This is a genomic window from Pseudomonas sp. 1176_21 (genome assembly GCF_052850635.1).
In genome coordinates, this window is the sequence record NZ_VXCV01000014.1 from 106,022 (window position 1) to 122,263 (window position 16,242).

General features: G+C 61.4%; 12 protein-coding genes and 2 pseudogenes. 4 read left to right on the forward strand and 10 right to left on the reverse strand.

Going from position 1 to position 16,242, the window contains the following annotated elements:
* The first annotated feature begins 3 nt into the window (after positions 1-3).
* The 4 genes from FW760_RS23900 (at position 4) to FW760_RS23915 (ending at position 3,487) form a co-directional block, all read left to right on the forward strand.
* On the forward strand, positions 4-492 hold the full coding sequence (locus FW760_RS23900; RefSeq protein WP_043860212.1) for a DUF3015 domain-containing protein: 489 nt from the start codon (positions 4-6) through the stop codon (positions 490-492).
* A 79-nt stretch (positions 493-571) separates the two neighbouring features.
* On the forward strand, positions 572-2,425 hold the full coding sequence (locus FW760_RS23905) for an Lnb N-terminal periplasmic domain-containing protein (protein WP_054916264.1): 1,854 nt from the start codon (positions 572-574) through the stop codon (positions 2,423-2,425).
* 155 nt (positions 2,426-2,580) lie between these two features.
* On the forward strand, positions 2,581-2,931 hold the full coding sequence (locus tag FW760_RS23910) for a hypothetical protein (RefSeq protein ID WP_043860210.1): 351 nt from the start codon (positions 2,581-2,583) through the stop codon (positions 2,929-2,931).
* Positions 2,932-2,998: 67 nt separating this feature from the next.
* Complete coding sequence (locus FW760_RS23915; RefSeq protein ID WP_116052762.1) at positions 2,999-3,487, forward strand: GreA/GreB family elongation factor; 489 nt, start codon at positions 2,999-3,001, stop codon at positions 3,485-3,487.
* Here FW760_RS23915 and gdhA read toward each other — a convergent pair.
* The 10 genes and pseudogenes from gdhA to FW760_RS23965 form a co-directional block, all read right to left on the reverse strand.
* On the reverse strand, positions 3,484-4,821 hold the full coding sequence (gene gdhA, locus FW760_RS23920) for an NADP-specific glutamate dehydrogenase (protein WP_043860208.1): 1,338 nt from the start codon (positions 4,819-4,821) through the stop codon (positions 3,484-3,486). The two genes, FW760_RS23915 and gdhA, sit on opposite strands and share 4 nt — an antisense overlap.
* A 265-nt stretch (positions 4,822-5,086) precedes the next feature.
* Complete coding sequence (gene ettA, locus FW760_RS23925) at positions 5,087-6,751, reverse strand: energy-dependent translational throttle protein EttA (RefSeq protein WP_043860207.1); 1,665 nt, start codon at positions 6,749-6,751, stop codon at positions 5,087-5,089.
* Between the two features lie 120 nt (positions 6,752-6,871).
* Positions 6,872-7,135, reverse strand: coding sequence for a PAAR domain-containing protein (locus FW760_RS23930; RefSeq protein WP_054916267.1), 264 nt, complete (start codon positions 7,133-7,135; stop codon positions 6,872-6,874).
* 217 nt (positions 7,136-7,352) lie between these two features.
* Positions 7,353-7,991: an SMI1/KNR4 family protein gene (locus FW760_RS23935; protein WP_353229547.1), complete on the reverse strand. Its 639-nt coding sequence runs from the start codon at positions 7,989-7,991 to the stop codon at positions 7,353-7,355.
* 90 nt (positions 7,992-8,081) lie between these two features.
* Positions 8,082-8,441 (reverse strand): annotated as a pseudogene (locus FW760_RS23940) (hypothetical protein); the annotation flags it as partial.
* Positions 8,442-8,495: 54 nt separating this feature from the next.
* Positions 8,496-9,245, reverse strand: a complete 750-nt coding sequence (locus tag FW760_RS23945; protein ID WP_147303852.1) for a hypothetical protein — start codon at positions 9,243-9,245, stop codon at positions 8,496-8,498.
* 79 nt (positions 9,246-9,324) lie between these two features.
* A pseudogene (locus FW760_RS23950) lies at positions 9,325-9,798 on the reverse strand (RHS repeat-associated core domain-containing protein); the annotation flags it as partial.
* A gap of 87 nt (positions 9,799-9,885) precedes the next feature.
* Positions 9,886-10,431, reverse strand: a complete 546-nt coding sequence (locus tag FW760_RS23955; protein WP_147303851.1) for a hypothetical protein — start codon at positions 10,429-10,431, stop codon at positions 9,886-9,888.
* A gap of 3 nt (positions 10,432-10,434) precedes the next feature.
* A complete protein-coding gene (locus tag FW760_RS23960; protein ID WP_446444036.1) occupies positions 10,435-15,126 on the reverse strand; it encodes an RHS repeat-associated core domain-containing protein in 4,692 nt (1,563 codons plus the stop codon).
* The coding region (locus tag FW760_RS23965) for a DUF2345 domain-containing protein (RefSeq protein WP_446444037.1) at positions 15,123-16,242 on the reverse strand (1,120 nt) is incomplete at its 5' end. The genes FW760_RS23965 and FW760_RS23960, both read right to left, overlap by 4 nt.

The window sequence follows — 16,242 nt, forward strand, 5'->3', positions numbered from 1 at the left end:
GCTATGAAACGGATTCTTCTGGGTACTCTGTTCACCGCGGTTTCGCTCAACGCCATGGCCCAGGCGCCAGGCGGCCCGGACTGCGGCTGGGGCAACATGCTGTTCGAGGGCCAACGCGGCACGCCGGCTCACTTCCTCGCATCCACCACCAACGGTACCTCGGGCAACGCCACCTTCGGCATGACCTCGGGCACCAACGGCTGCTCCACCAATGCGTCGCTGACCTATGGCGGCAAATCCTGGTTCGCCATGAATGGCATGATGAACGAGCTGTCCGAAGACATGGCGCAAGGCCAGGGCGAAGCACTGACCACCTACGCGGTGGTACTGGGCGTCGCACCGGAAGACCGTGCGCACTTCGCGGCCGTGACCCACCAGCACTTCCAGGAAATCTTCACCACAGCCGACGCTACCGCTGAAGATGTTCACACCAACACCCTCGCCGTCCTGAAAAGCGACGCCCGTCTGGCCAAATACGCAACCCCGGCCTAAGCTCGGCACACCCGCCCCGACCACGGGGCGGGTTTGTTTGCCCGCCTCTATCGGCATCATTCAGACGTAGTTGCCCGACATGCTCAAACGCCTTGCCTACCTGGCGCTCTGTGCCTGCGCCCCGCTGCACGCTGCCACCGTGCTGGACGATGCTCGTCTGCACGCACTGGCCAACGACCGCTACTGGATCTCCCTGGGCCATTACGAAACCGCCAAGCTCGGCGGATGGCGCAGCTACGTGGACGACCCCAAATTCTTCCTGGCCAAGGACGGTGCGCACCACCCTGACCAGGAACTGCGCGCCACCTATGAGGCGCTGTACGCCCCGGCCAGCCTGGGCGACCAGCACGCGCAATGCGTATTCCCGGCGCGCACCCGCTGGCTGCGTGAGCAGTTGCAGCTCACCGACCTGCCGGCGCCGGACTGCAAGGCCTACACCCAGTGGTACTCGGACGTGTCGCCGCACAGCGCGGTGATGATCTTCCCGGCCGCCTACCTGAACAGCCCCTCGTCGATGTTCGGGCACACGCTGCTGCGTATCGACCAGGCCGACGTGCAGAGCGACAACACCGCACTGCTGAGCTACGCGATCAACTTCGGCGCCTACATCGAGGGCAACGACAACAGCATCCTGTATGCCTGGAAGGGCCTGATGGGCGGCTACCCCGGCCTGTTCGCGCTGGTGCCCTACCAGGAGAAGCTGTCCGAGTACCGCAGCCTGGAAAACCGCGACCTGTGGGAATACCGGCTGAACCTCACGCCCGAGGAAACCGGGCGCATGGTCGAGCACATCTGGGAACTCAAGCAGATCCAGTTCGACTATTTCTTCTTCGACGAAAACTGCTCGTATCGCCTGCTCGAACTGCTGCAGGTGGCACGGCCGAGCCTGGACCTGACCTCGCAGTTCCCGCTCACGGCGATCCCCACCGACACGGTCAAGGCGGTGAAACAGTCCGGGCTGGTGGCGCGTACCGACTACCGCCCATCGCGCGAGCGCGAGCTGCTGGAGCGGGCCAAACCGCTGGACCATGCCGAACAGCAGCAGGTGCTGGCCGTGAGCGCCGACACCGCGCAACTGCAGAGCCCCGCCTTCACCGAGCTGCCGCGCGAGCGCCAGGCGCTGGTGCAGGACGCCGCCTATCGCCTGGAGCGCTACCGCGCCAATGGCCTGGAGCGCGACCCGGAGCGGGCCAGGCGCAGCTTCGAGCTGCTGCGCGCGATCAACCGCAACCCGCCACCGCCGTTGCAGATCGAACGCCCCGGGCTGCCGGAGGACGGCCACGAGTCGCGCACCTGGCAGCTGGGCGTGGGTACCCGAGAAGACCGGGCCTTTGCCGAGTACGGGCTGCGCATGGCCTATCACGACCTCAACGACAACGCCTACGGCTTCCCGCTGGGGGCGCAGATCGAGATCCTGCAGCTGAAGGTGCGCCAGTACGAACACAACGACTGGCAGGTGCAGCGCCTGGACCTGGCCACGATCCGCTCGCTGACGCCGCGCAACGACCTGCTCAAGCCGTGGTCGTGGCAGGTGGCCGGCGGGTTGGAACGGGTGCTGGGCAAGCATGAGAACGAGGTGCTGGTCAGCCATGTGAATGGCGGCGCCGGGGGCACCTGGCAGTTGGGCCAGGACATGCTCGGGTTTGCCCTGGGCACGGTGCGGGTGGAGCACAACAATGACTTTGCCGGGTTCATCGCACCCGCGGCAGGGTTCAACACCGGCGTGCTGTGGCGCAACGGGCTGGGCAACCTGAGCCTGGAGGCCAAGGGCGACTACTTCACCAATGGCGAGGTCCGCCGCAGCCTGAGCCTCAACCAGCAGTGGGAACTGTCGCGCAACCTGGGCCTGCGCCTGAGTGCCAGGCGCGAGTTCAGCCAGCTGGCGACGGCGCAGAACGAGGTGATGCTCGAGGTGAAGTGGTACAACTACTGAAGTCATCGCGGGTCAAGCCCGCTCCCACAAGGGCAGTGAGAAACCTTGTGGGAGCGGGCTTGACCCGCGATGCGATCCAATTGTTTGACATCTTTTTGACCTCTCTTGCACACACCAGCACCTAGACTTCCCCTCAACAGGTGGAGAGTTCGAACATGCGCGGGCACTGGGTACTGGTGGCAATGATGCTGGGCGGTTGCGCCAGCACCCACGATCAACTGATCGAGCAAGGCTACCCTGCCCCCTACGCCGACGGCTTCCAGGCCGGCTGCAGCAGCGGCCACCAGGCCGCAGGCGTGATGATGGGCGAGTTTCGCAAGGACGTGCCGCGCTATCTGCACGACCGCCAGTACGAGACCGGCTGGGACGACGGCTTTCGCCAGTGCCAGGCCATGCAGCAGAGCCAGGACCAGGACACCTACCGCAGCCGCCACTGGGACGAGCGCGATCAGCAGTGGCAGCAGGAAAAGGACCGCGACGCCGCCCGCGCCTACCGACGCCAATAGGTCGCCCTCGAACATTCGATGCAACCGGTGACCGCGCATCATGGTCTTCCTACAAAGGAGGCCAACCATGAGCCGAGCATTCGTCAACGAAGACCAGGCCGCCGATCAGGCCAATCAACCGGTAGAGCGGCGCATCAGCGAACAACCCAACCACGTCACCGCCCAGGGCCTGACCCTGCTCAAGCAGCGGGTCAGCGAACTGGAGACCCTGCGCAGCACGCTGCTGGGCGACCCCGACAAACAACGCCTGGCCGAGGTCGAGCGCGACCTGCGCTACTTCAGCGCCCGCGTGCAGAGCGCCCAGGTGGCCGCACCCGCCACCTCGCAGAGCAAGGTGCAGATCGGTAGCCGGGTGGTGTTTGTCGATGAAGAAGGCCGCCAGCATGAAGTGCAACTGGTCGGCGAAGACCAGGCCTATGCCGCCAGTGGCCTGATCAACTGGGGGTCACCCCTTGGCCGGGCACTGCTGGGGGCAGCGCCCGGTGACGAGGTGCTGTGGCGACGACCGGCGGGTGATCAACTGATCGAGGTCATCGCCATCGAGCCGCAGGCCTAGACCACGCCCTGGGCCAGCATGGCGTCGGCAACCTTGACGAAGCCGGCGATGTTGGCGCCCTTGACGTAGTTGATGCGGCCGTTCTCTTCGCCGTAGTACACGCAGGCATGGTGGATCGACTGCATGATGTTGTGCAGCTTGCTGTCAACCTCGCCGGCCGTCCACAGCAGGCGCATGGCGTTCTGCGACATCTCCAGGCCGCTGACGGCCACGCCGCCGGCGTTGGAGGCCTTGCCCGGGGCGAACAGGATGCCGGCTTCGATGAAGAGGTCCACGGCGTCCAGGGTGGTCGGCATGTTGGCGCCTTCGGCCACGCAGATGCAGCCGTTGCGCAGCAGGGTGCGGGCGTCTTCGGCGTCCAGCTCGTTCTGGGTGGCGCACGGCAGGGCGATGTCGCAGGCCAGGCTCCATGGGCGCTGGCCGGCGCGGAACTCCAGGCCGAACTCGCCGCCCAGCTCGCTCAGGCGGCCGCGCTTGACGTTCTTGAGCTCCATCAGCGCATCCCACTGCGCATCGTTCAGGCCGGCTTCGCAGTACAGGGTACCCTCGGAGTCGGACAGCGAGATGACCTTGCCGCCCAGGTCCATGACCTTGCGCGCGGCATATTGCGCCACGTTGCCGGAGCCGGAGATGGCCACACGGCGACCGTCGATGCGCAGGCCGTCGCGCTTGAGCATTTCTTCGGCGAAGTACACGCAGCCGTAGCCGGTGGCTTCGGGGCGAATCAGGCTGCCGCCGTAGTTCATGCCCTTGCCGGTCAGCACCGAGGTGAACTGGTTGGCCAGGCGCTTGTACTGGCCGAACAGGAAGCCGATTTCGCGACCACCTACGCCGATGTCACCGGCCGGCACGTCGAGGTCGGCGCCGATGTGGCGGTACAGCTCGCTCATGAATGCCTGGCAGAAGCGCATGACTTCGGCGTCGCTCTTGCCCTTGGGGTCGAAGTCCGAGCCGCCCTTGCCGCCGCCCATGGGCAGCGAGGTGAGGGAATTCTTGAGTACCTGTTCGAAGGCCAGGAACTTCAGCACGCCGAGGTTCACCGAAGGGTGGAAACGCAGGCCGCCCTTGTATGGGCCGATGGCGCTGCTCATCTGGATGCGGTAGCCGCGGTTGACACGCACCCTGCCCTTGTCGTCGACCCACGACACACGGAACAGAATGGCCCGCTCCGGCTCGACCATGCGTTCGAGAATACCGGCCTGCAGGTAGTGCGGGTTGGCTTCGAGGAAGGGCCACAGGCTGCGCAGTACCTCTTCCACGGCCTGATGGAATTCGGGCTGGGCAGGGTCGCGTTTTTGCAGGCGTGCGAGGAAGTCTTCGACGGATTCGATCATTTAGACATTCACCAGATAGAGTTGGACTTATTAGTTTTTTCAGGACTTTACCAAGAACCGCTCGCACCGCAACAGGGCAAAATGTCGTTTTTATGGAAATAAATGGTGCATTTCTATAAATGTATACACCTTCGCCGGCAAAGCCTGCTCCTACAGCAGGCCGCACAACCCTGTAGGAGCCGGCCTTGCCGGCGAAGGATTCACCCGGATTCCAGGCAAAAAAAACGGGGCCCGAAGGCCCCGTTTCAGTGCAAGACCGTGAAGGTCATGCCAGTTTCTTGTGCCGTACCCGGTGCGGCTGGGCAGCGGCTTCACCCAGGCGCTTCTTGCGATCGGCTTCGTACTCGGTGTAGTTGCCTTCGAAGAACACCGCCTGCGAATCGTCTTCGTAGGCCAGGATGTGGGTAGCCACACGGTCAAGGAACCACCGATCGTGAGAGATCACGATAGCGGCGCCCGGGAAGTCCAGCAGGGCTTCCTCCAGCGAACGCAGGGTTTCGACGTCGAGGTCGTTGGACGGTTCGTCGAGCAGCAGCACGTTGCCGCCCTCTTTGAGCGTCAACGCCAGGTGCAGGCGGCCACGCTCACCACCGGAGAGGTCCTTGACGAACTTCTGCTGGTCGCCGCCCTTGAAGTTGAAGCGCCCCACGTAGGTACGCGCCGGGATCTCGTAGTTGCCGATGCGGATCTGGTCGGAACCGTCGGAGATCTGCTGGAACACGGTCTTGCCGCCGTCCAGGTCTTCGCGGCTCTGGTCGACGCAGGCCAGTTGCACGGTTTCACCGATCTCGATGCTGCCCGAGTCCGGTTGCTCCTTGCCCATCAGCATGCGGAACAGGGTCGATTTACCGGCGCCGTTACCGCCGATCACACCGACGATGGCGCCTTTTGGCATGCTGAACGACAGGTTGTCGATCAGAACGCGGTCGCCGTAGCCCTTGGTGACGTTCTTGAACTCGATGACCTTGTCACCCAGGCGCGGGCCGGCCGGGATGTAGATCTCGTTGGTTTCGCTGCGCTTCTGGAATTCCTGCGACTGCATTTCTTCGAAGCGTTGCAGACGCGCCTTGGATTTGGACTGGCGGGCCTTGGCGCCTTTGCGCACCCATTCCAGTTCTTCCTTCATGGCCTTTTCATGGGCCGACTGCTGCTTGGACTCCTGGGCCAGGCGGTCCGACTTGGCTTCCAGCCAACCCGAATAGTTGCCCTCGTAAGGAATACCGGCGCCGCGGTCGAGTTCCAGAATCCAGCCGGCGACGTTGTCCAGGAAGTAACGGTCGTGGGTAATAGCGACCACGGTGCCCGGGAAGTCGTGCAGGAAGTGCTCCAGCCAGGCGACCGAGTCGGCATCCAGGTGGTTGGTCGGTTCGTCGAGCAGCAGCATGTCGGGGGCCGACAGCAGCAGGCGGCACAGGGCCACGCGGCGCTTCTCGCCACCGGACAGGTGTTCGACCTTGGCGTCCCAGGCCGGCAGGCGCAGCGCGTCGGCGGCGACTTCCAGCTGGCGCTCGAGGTTGTGACCGTCGCTGGCCTGCAGGATCGCTTCCAGCTTGGCCTGTTCGGCGGCCAGCTTGTCGAAGTCGGCGTCCGGGTCGGCATAGGCGGCGTAGACCTCGTCCAGGCGGGCCTGGGCGTCCTTGATCACGCTGACGGCCTCTTCGACCACTTCACGCACGGTCTTGGTGGGGTCCAGTTGCGGCTCTTGCGGCAGGTAGCCGACGTTCAGATCGGGCATCGGACGCGCTTCGCCGTCGAACTCGGTGTCGACGCCGGCCATGATTTTCAGCAGGGTGGATTTACCCGAACCGTTGAGGCCGAGCACGCCGATCTTGGCGCCGGGGAAAAAGGACAGCGAAATGTTCTTGAGGATTTCCCGCTTCGGCGGCACAACTTTGCTCAGCCGATGCATGGTGTAGACGTATTGAGCCAAAACGTGAGCTCCAGTAAGTAGGTCAATCAAAGGAGCTGATTGTAGACACAATTGGGTACCCCGGCCATCGTCGCGACTGGCGGTGCGGCCGGGGGGGAAAGTGCACGTTGCGGGCAATGCCTAGCTGATGACTGCGCCCTTGGGGCCACTGGCGATCAGCGCGGCGCCGCAGGCGGTCTTCATGCCATCCAGCGCCACGGGCGTACCGCCGACGCTGTAGGTGCTGCTGCCCTCGGCAATGGGAAATACCCCTTTGCACAGGGGGCAACTGACGCTGTGCCCTACCCCGGCAATCGGCTTGCCATTGAGGTTGGTGTTGGAAAAGGCTTCGAGTACCACGCCACCGTGGGTGGTGGCATCGCCCAGGCGAACAATGTCTTTCATGAGGTGGGTCCGTCCTTGTGTGATGGGATGTATTACGTGTGGAGGTGCAGGCCTTTGCACTCACGTCCGATGGTGCCTGATTGGAAGAGGGCTGAACATCAACATGCCGTTGCATGTCGTGGGAACGCGGGCGTCATCGAGCGGGTATCACGCTGGGCTGCCCAGAACCTCATAGTCGCTGTCAAACATTCAAGCCATCCAGGGCTACTGATGATCGTTAAGGAGCAGGATCAACGCTACTCAGCCACTGCTCAAAGTCATCCGCAACACGGCGGGCACTGCCCGTTTCATGATCCCACAACACCACGGCAGGCTCGCCTGAGGCGCCTCGCGCGTCATAATCGAAGCAATAACAATCACCTGTTCCAAACTCTGCGAAGGGCAACAGCGGTGCAAAACGCTCAGGCGATTGCGAGAAATTTTCCAGCCACGCCTGCCACCCTGACGTGTAATTTCGGACGATCGAGTCCCAGGTCTTCCTCGGGTCTCGGCTGTCGAACACGGGGAACACCACCAGGCCACCCAGTGAACGTCCATTGTTGGCAAGCAGCCAGCGGGAAAAGGATGTGGGGAACGTTCTGTTCAGTTCCTTCTCTGCAGAAGCGATTGCAGAAAGCGTTGTGCCGATGACACGCGTTTTTGACATTCGGTTTCGAAATCCATCACTGGAGGCTACAAGAATCCCGCGTTGAGCACTGTATTGGTGGCCCTGACTCACGTCCAGAAGATCATCGTGCAGCAAGTAGTGATTCAAGCAGGTTTTCAACACGTCTGAGGACACTGCGCTGTCCTGCAAATACGCCAGATCGGTAACACCCTGAAACGGCTCCATCATGTAACAGAATTTGAGATCCAACTCCTTGGCACGCTATGGCCTGGTCGATCACGCCGCATGAGGTCGCTTGTATTTTCGTTCACATGCCAGTAACTGCTTTCGGACCTGCACACCGTTGTGCAACCGGTGGCTCAGGTTGCCCCGCTCGTCATAGGTGTAATGCGTGCCCGCATACTCACGCAGCAGGTTGTCCATCAACCGGTTACGCCTGGGCGCACGCTCCAGCGTACGGGTCGGTTCGTGGTGCTTGTCGTCCAGCAGATTGCCGGCCGGGTCGAAGGCGAAGGTCTCCACGCCCAGGCGGCTGGTGGCCTGTAACAGGCGGCCAATCGGGTCGTACTGTTAGGCCAGATGACCACGCCGGGCGTCATGGATGTCGGTCAGCTGGCCTACCGCGTCGTACTGATACTCACGCTTGAGCAGGGTCGCTTTGCCATCCTGGCTGCCCAGCAGCTGTTCCTGTAAGCGGCCCATCTGTTATAGAAGGCTGTTACCCCGCAGCGTGATTTAGCAAATCTACCGAGGTCACGGACAATAGGACGCTAGCAACTCAACAGCTTTCAACTCTGTTCTCACAGTTTCTAGTTCATGATTATCTAATGCCCACACGGTAAATTCACCTCGTGTGTCACACACGCCGAACCTCTTCATAGCCGACTCTAACGCTGTTCTTTTTTCAGGTGGAAGAGCGGAGAGCTTCCGGTCGGAAAAAATGTTTACAGGATAAACATCTCGTATAAATGAATCCGTAGTTCCAGCCCGCTGTTTTTTCCACCATATACCGACCTCATTGCGCCGAGGCCACATTAAGGGATGCTTTTCATCTGGCATATAAATTCCGCGCGCATAACCGAACCCATAAGCGTGGCTTTCCCCATACGAGTATATGTAGTCAAATGATTCACTCCATCGATCAAACTCATAGAACGATTCAACTAAAGCCTCCAATTTCATTTTTTCGGAAAATGCAGACAATAACAGCCCTGCTTCTCCTGAAAGAACTGCAGAGAAATTGCAGTTCAACATTTCACTACCACCACTTTCTTCCCAGATACGATCTGAGTACAGTTCAATCTCTCCAATAGCTCCATCATGCAGATCCTTAAGGTATTTTTTTTCACTGTATTTTATTATTTTCTTACCTCTTCCACCACACCGGCTTATTTGCTCGCCAGCCTTGTACATCCAAGCCCGAAGGTCAGCATCAAAATTAGCAACACTCAGAACTTCATGCGGCCTAGGATGAGCAACTAAAAAATTATATACATCAGCCATTCATTTTCTCCGAAGAGTTGGTGGTGTAGCCAAGTAGGTTCCCTCGCGTTCGCCTAATGCTGCCAGAGGCCGCTTGCTGCCAGAGCGGGTCCTGGTCGATGTCGTAGGGGCGGTTGCTCCAGTCCGGCTCCTTGTACAACCGTATCGGGGCCTTGCGCAGAGCCTGCGCCACCGGCACAAAGCTGCCCGGTTCGTACAGGTAGTGCACCGTGCGCTCGGTGTCACCTTCATCCTGCGCAGGCGAGCTTTCCCAGGCGAGGGTGTCGCCGTCCCAGCCCAACAGGGTGAAGCCGCAGTTCAGCTCGCGCTGGCGCTTGGCTCGCTCCAGCTGGTTCCAGCCAGTACCGGCTTCAGGTTTGTTCCAGTAATGCGCCGTCGAGTGCTTGTGCAACCGACGCCCAAGGGCGTCGTAGCTGTACTCGACCTTGAGCTTGTCGTCGCTGTAAGCCTGCAAGCGGTCGAAAAGATGTCATGTGAACCGGGCCTGCACACCGTTGTGCAACCGATGGCTCAGGTTGCCCCGCTCGTCATAGGTGTAATGCGTGTCTCCATGCCAACGCAGCACTATCGCCCATCAGACTATTTCGCTGGCGCGCGCATTTGAACAAGCAGCTCGATGTGTGCGCTTAATAATAATTCTCTAAAAGCTAGATTTCGGAGCATATCCTGGACTAGAGTTTCGAATTTTTCGAACTCCAGTACCGAGAAACAAATGCCAGTTTTTTCCAGACGCTAAAGCACCATCCGTCCAGTAATATTTATCCCATAACCCCCCTCCACTTCCCTCTGAACTCACTACTCCTCGATGCGCTTGTATTTTCAACAGCTTCGTAAGAACGCGATCAATTAATTTTTCCGCCTCCGATTTATCACCATTAAATATGGTTGCGCCAATGGCCTTATCATCATCTCGCCCATAAGTGACATTAACAAACCCTATTTTATCTTCGCGAAAAACTTTACCCTGCGGCTTACCCGTAAACAAAAAATCTTTCGCCCCACCCATCAATACACTTAACTCCAACGATAAATTTATCAGCTCGTAATCAAGCGCAGATATATGATCAATGCGCGTAAAAGGCATGTCATACCCCTCAGAAAGATAGAGCTCAAGCCCAGTCTCTTCTTTTAAGCGATTGACCAATACAACATATTCATCAAAACTTATAAAAACCGTCTTCTCCATAACTCACCTAAGTGGACACGTCTTATTATACGCCCGAAACTGGATATCATCAGGTACATCACCACCTTGAGTTTTGGTACGCAGATCTTCCATCGCCTTTTGCTCCCGCGTTACGGGTGTTGTTCCGTCAGCCCTAACCTTTCCGACATTCCCATAAATCAAAGCGCCATCCTTGTCCCTGTAAATTATGTCCGGACGTCTTTTGCCCTTGTATCCTCCTGGCGTATTCAAGGCCTTTTCTTTCTCAATACCGCCCCCCGCAATTACCACTCCACCTGAATTAACCACCTCTTGACCCCAAGCTTGAATAGTTTGGTTATGCGGCCCTTCACCATTGGTCTTAGGTCCCCGTTTAGCCAGCCCAAATGGATCTATCCAGTCAATCGGATTCGGCGCATATATGAACAGGTTCAGCCCACCAAAGTAACTGATCGGATCCTGCCCAACAAACCGCCCAACCGCCGGATCATAGTACCGATACCGGTTGTAATGCAGTCCCGTCTCATGGTCGTGATACTGGCCCTGGAAGCGGATCGGGTTGTTCAGCCCCACCTGCTTCGCCCAGGCCGAACGTTCTTGTTTTACCTCGCCCCACGCCTTGTACTGCGCCGACCACGCCACGTCGCCGTAGTGGTCAGTCAGCTCCATCGGCGTACCCAGGTGGTCACACTGGTACCACGCAATCGCATCAAAGGGTTGTGGCGAGGCCGCTTGCTGCCAGAGCGGGTCCTGGTCGATGTCGTAGGGGCGGTTGCTCCAGTCCGGCTCCTTGTACAACCGTATCGGGGCCTTGCGCAGAGCCTGCGCCACCGGCACAAAGCTGCCCGGTTCGTACAGGTAGTGCACCGTGCGCCCGGTGTCACCTTCATCCTGCGCAGGCGAGCTTTCCCAGGCGAGGGTGTCGCCGTCCCAGCCGAACAGGGTGAAGCCGCAGTTCAGCTCGCGCTGGCGCTTGGCTCGCTCCAGCTGGTTCCAGCCGGTACCGGCTTCAGGTTTGTTCCAGTAATGCGCCGTCGAGTGCTTGTGCAACCGTCGCCCAAGGGCGTCATAGCTGTACTCGACCTTGAGCTTGTCGTCGCTGTAAGCCTGCAAACGGTCGAACAGGTCCCAGGTGAACCGGGCCTGCACACCGTTGTGCAACCGATGGCTCAGGTTGCCCCGCTCGTCATAGGTGTAATGCGTGCCCGCATACTCGCGCAGCAGGTTGTCCATCAAACGGTTGCGCTTTGGCGTGCGCTCCAGCGGCCGCGTCGGCTCGTGGTGCTTGTCATCCAGCAGGTTGCCGGCCGGGTCGAAGGCGAAGGTCTCCACGCCCAGGCGGCTGGTGGCCTGTAACAGGCGGCCAATCGGGTCGTACTGGTAGGCCAGATGACCACGACGGGTGTCGTGGATGTCGCTCAGCTGGCCTACCGCGTCGTACTGATACTCACGCTTGAGCAGGGTCGATTTGCCGTTCTGGCTGCCCAGCAGCTGTTCCTGCAGGCGCCCCGCCGGGTCCCACGCCTGAGTCTGGCTCAACCTGTTGCCCTGATGCCGCACAACCTCGCGGTGCAGGTCATCGCGCTCGTAGGCCAGCAGTTCATGCTGATCGACCGTCATGCCCAGCAGATGACCGCTACCGTAGGTCAGCCAGCTGACCTTGTGCCCGTCCGGACGAGTGGTGGAGGTACGCAGGTTGAGGGCGTCGTACTCGTGCTGCCACACCGCGACCATCGGGGTGCCGGTGGCCAGGTAGTGCTGGTGTTCACGAACGAGGTTGCCGGCCTCGTCATGGAACCACTGCAGTTTGCTCGCGGCGTTGATGGCCTGGATCAGCCTGCCGTTGCCGTCGTAGGCAAAGGTTTCTTCCTCGCGCTGGTCACCCTGGCTGGCCACGCGGGAAATGAGACGGCCGACGGGATCGAAGGTGACGTCGAGGCGGCGTTGCCCGACGTGGGTGGAGGTCAGGCGCCCAGTGTTCGTGTCGTACTGGTAGCGCGTGGTGAGGCCGTCGAAGCCGCTCTCTTCCAGCAGACGGCCGACCGGGTCGTAGCGGAAACTGGCGTGGCTTTCGTTTTCGTTTTCCAGGCCCGTGAGGCGGCCCAGTTTGTCCCAGCGGTAACGCAGGGTGTTTTCGGCCGCGTCGACCCGCTCGGCGAGCAACCCGGCGACGGTGTAGGTCCAGGTGGTGCAGCGGTCGAGGGCATCGACGTGGGCCAGCAGGCGACTCTCGGCATCGCGCTCGAAGCGCTCTTCGGTCTTGTCCGGATGGATGACCAGGGCGAGCTGGCTGGCCTTGTACGTGTACTGGGTCTTGTTGCCGGCGGCATCGGTGAACTGCACCAACTGCCCGATATCGTCATAGGCCCATTTGCTGGTCTTGCCCGAGCAGTCGGTGTACTCGACCAGTTGCCCGGCGTCGTTGTACACCAGCGCCTTTTCGTTGCCGTTGGCGTCCTTGATCGCCTTGACCAGACCGGAGGGTGTGTAGGCGAACTCGGTCTTGTTGCCCAGCGGGTCGACGGTTTCGCTGAGGTTGCCCTTGAGGTCGTACTGGCGCTCCCACACACCGGCCTCGGCGTCGCGGATCCTGATCGGGCGACGGCGGTCATCGTAGGCAAAGTGAACCTGGCTGTGGTCGGCACGGATATGCCGCACCACGCTGCCTTGCTCGTCGTAGTCGTAACGGTCTTCGCTGCCATCGACGTGGACATGCCGAACGATGTGCTTGCGCTCGTCGCGAAAGATCCACTCCGAGCGCTCGTCGGGGTAACGCACACGGTACAGATGTCCAAGGATGTCGTAGTAGTACCAGGTCTCCTGGCCATGGGCGTCGGTGACGTAGGTGAGGCGAATGTTGCTGTCCCACTCCAGGTGCAACTCGTAGCTGCCGTCATCGGCCCATTCGCGGATGGCCTTGGCATCGAACGCACTGCCCTTCCACTCCAGGTTCATGCCCCGGCCGGTACGGTCGGTGTAACGGGTCACCAGGTGATTTTGATAGTGGTAGTGCCAGGTGCCTGCGTGTTCATCCTGCGCGGCGACCAGGTCGCCATGGGCATCGTAGTGATAGGCACACAGTTGGCGTAGCGGTTGGCCGTCACGCATTTCCCACAGGCCGGTGATACGGCCATGGTCATCGATCAGGGTGCCTAGGTGACGCAGCACGTCACTCATGTCGCCTTGAAAGGTGATGATGTCGGACAGTACCGGCCGGCCCTCGTGCCGATGCTCGTAATGCAGCATGCAGCCGGCATCGTTCTGCAACAGGATCTTCTGCAGGTAGTAGCGCTCGCCCACGCGCAGATAGTGTTCCTTGCGCACGAAGCCGCGGCAGATCACCAGTTCGTCTTCACGACTGCGAACCAGCAGCAGGTCTTCGATAGCGTTGTACTGCGCCTTCTCGACCTTGGGCAGGTCGAACGCATGGCTACGGCCATCGTAGTCGTGAAACAGTAGACCCGTGCCGACCACATCGATGCAGGTGGTGAACGGCGTGACCCAGCGAGCGCCCAGGTTGCCTTGGTCGTACTCGGCCAGGCGCGAGTGGTAGATACGCTGCCACTCGATGGGAAATGCACCCGGCAGGCTGAAGTCGGTATGGATGATGAATTCCGAACCCAGGGCAAAGCTGATGTGGTTGCCTGAGTGCGCCTTGGGCGCTGGGCGCGGGATCGGGCAGGTATCTGGAAGCGGGCTGGTCGAAGCCACGGCCTCATGCTGCCTGGCCGTCGCCCCCAGCTCCCCCTTGGGTTTCTCCCGTTCCACCTGGGTCACGGTGCCCGGCTTGCTCACGCCCGACTGCCCGTTCTTGTTGCGCTTGCGAAAGCCCTTCACGGCGCCGTCCAGCACATTGAGCATCGAACCGATGCTCATCGCCAGCGACGGGTCCGCCAGCCTGTTCAACTGGCGCGCCAACTCCGGCCCCAGCTTGCGCAACTGCCCGGTCTGGGCCAGTACCTGAGCCTTGATGTCATCCGACACCAGCTTGCTCACGGCGCTGTTCACCACCCCCTTGCCCGCAGCCTTGCAGGCACTGTGCATCGCACCGAAGATATTCCTGATCGCCGCCCTGGGGCTGTGCGTGAGCTGGTCGCCAGCCGCAGACAATTGCTGGCTCATCGCCGTGCGGTCGCTCCTGGCATCGAGCTGGCCGGTGGCCACGGCGTCCAGGCCGTCGGCGATTTCGCCGAGCATCTGGGTGCCCTTCGCACCCGCCGCGTCAAGAATCTCGGCCAGCCTGGGCTTGGCCTGGGTGACGAAGTCGTCGATGGTGCCGGCGATGGTGGCGTTCAAATGGCCGATCAGCACCTGGATAAGCGAGTCGCCCAGCAGCATCTTGGCGCTGTTGCGCAGCTCCTGGCGCACCAGGAACAACGTCGGGCGCAGGCTCATGCGCGCGGCCGCCATGGTCGGCGGTGCCGGCAGTACGCCGATCAGGTTGATGCCCAGGCTGACCCAGTCCAGTACCTCGCGCTGCTTGCTCTTGACCAGGGTGACCACGTCCCCCAGTGCATCCACCAGGGCCATGATGTTGCCCACCACCGGCAAGGCGCCGGCCACGGACTTGATGCGCTCCAGGGTGACGGTGCCACCACTGATCGATTGCAGCCAGGCGTCGAATTCGGCGGCGCCGCGGCCCACGTCCTTGGCGTCGATGGTGTTGAGCGGGGCGACCGCGACCTGGGGTTCGCGGGGTTTGGCGGACTCGCTCATGCCAGCACCTCGCGGCTGGCCAGAGCCTTGGCCGGGCTGCTCGGCAAGGTCGGCTGGGCCAGACCGGGCAAGGTCTTGAGCGCCCTTGCCGCTTTCAGCGACGCCGCTGCGCCGGGCACCACGCTACTGGCCAGGCCGGCCATCGCGGCGGGCTCGCCCTTGAGTGCAGCGCCCACCTGCTGTGCCTGCTGCAAGGCCGCCTGGCCACTTCTGGCCAGTTGCAGCCCGCTGCCCGCAAGCGCCTTGCCATCGTCCATCACTGCAGAGCCACCGGGGCCCATGAGGCCCTGGGCCATTGTCTTTCCTTGTGCCATAACGTCCTGTACCAGTCCTTTGCCCTTGTCCATGCCTTGCTGCACCAGTGCCTTGCCGTTCTCCAGGCCATCCCTGGCCGCGCCCAGCACCTCGCCGACCACTGATTGCTGGCCGGGTGCGATATCGTCGAGTGAGGGGCTGAGCGGCCACGTGCTGGCGCCAAAGTGGCTGGCTTCGGCCCAGGTGTCAGCCGGGTCCAGGCCGAAGTCGGCCCACAGCGGGCCGAGGGCGGCACCGCTGGCGAGGTTGAAGCCGTCGGCGTCGAGCGTACCCTTGATCGATTTGCCCAGTGCGTCGGTCACGTTGTAGTCGCCGGTTTTCACGCCTTTGCTGTTGGCGTACTGGTACAGCAACTCCAGATCGCCCTTGCCCGGTTTCGGCGGCTCGGGGAAGGTGCCGGCCAGGCTCTTGGGCCCCACATGGGCGAAGTTCGCCGCGTGCGCGGTGTACGGCCCGGTGGTCACGTGGGTGATGCCGCTGGCGTTGTAGGTGGTGGCACTGCCGCCGCCCTGCACCACCAGTTCGGTCTTGGCGGTGAGGGTGATGCGGTCGGCATTGGCGGTGATGTCGAGCTTGGCCAGCAGGTTGATGTTGTCTTTCAGCGCTTTGATATCGATGTCGCCCGACGCCGCCACCAACCGCCAGCCCATGTTCTGCACGAACAGCCGCATGCCCTGGCTGGCACTGGCCAGCAGCCGCTTGCCGATCGATAGGCTCGTATGCCCGGTGCTGCTCAACGCCAGGTGTTCACCGGTCGCGACATGCGTCGAGCGCGGCGTGGTCAGGGCGATGCCCGCCGGA

Excerpts from the sequence above, each read along its gene's own strand:
- FW760_RS23900 (WP_043860212.1), top strand. The coding sequence starts at position 4 with ATGAAACGGATTCTTCTGGGTACTCTGTTCACCGCGGTTTCGCTCAAC.
- FW760_RS23905 (WP_054916264.1), top strand. The coding sequence starts at position 572 with ATGCTCAAACGCCTTGCCTACCTGGCGCTCTGTGCCTGCGCCCCGCTG.
- FW760_RS23910 (WP_043860210.1), top strand. The coding sequence starts at position 2,581 with ATGCGCGGGCACTGGGTACTGGTGGCAATGATGCTGGGCGGTTGCGCC.
- FW760_RS23915 (WP_116052762.1), top strand. The coding sequence starts at position 2,999 with ATGAGCCGAGCATTCGTCAACGAAGACCAGGCCGCCGATCAGGCCAAT.
- gdhA (WP_043860208.1), bottom strand. The coding sequence starts at position 4,821 with ATGATCGAATCCGTCGAAGACTTCCTCGCACGCCTGCAAAAACGCGAC.
- FW760_RS23930 (WP_054916267.1), bottom strand. The coding sequence starts at position 7,135 with ATGAAAGACATTGTTCGCCTGGGCGATGCCACCACCCACGGTGGCGTG.
- FW760_RS23945 (WP_147303852.1), bottom strand. The coding sequence starts at position 9,245 with ATGGCTGATGTATATAATTTTTTAGTTGCTCATCCTAGGCCGCATGAA.
- FW760_RS23955 (WP_147303851.1), bottom strand. The coding sequence starts at position 10,431 with ATGGAGAAGACGGTTTTTATAAGTTTTGATGAATATGTTGTATTGGTC.
- FW760_RS23960 (WP_446444036.1), bottom strand. The coding sequence starts at position 15,126 with ATGAGCGAGTCCGCCAAACCCCGCGAACCCCAGGTCGCGGTCGCCCCG.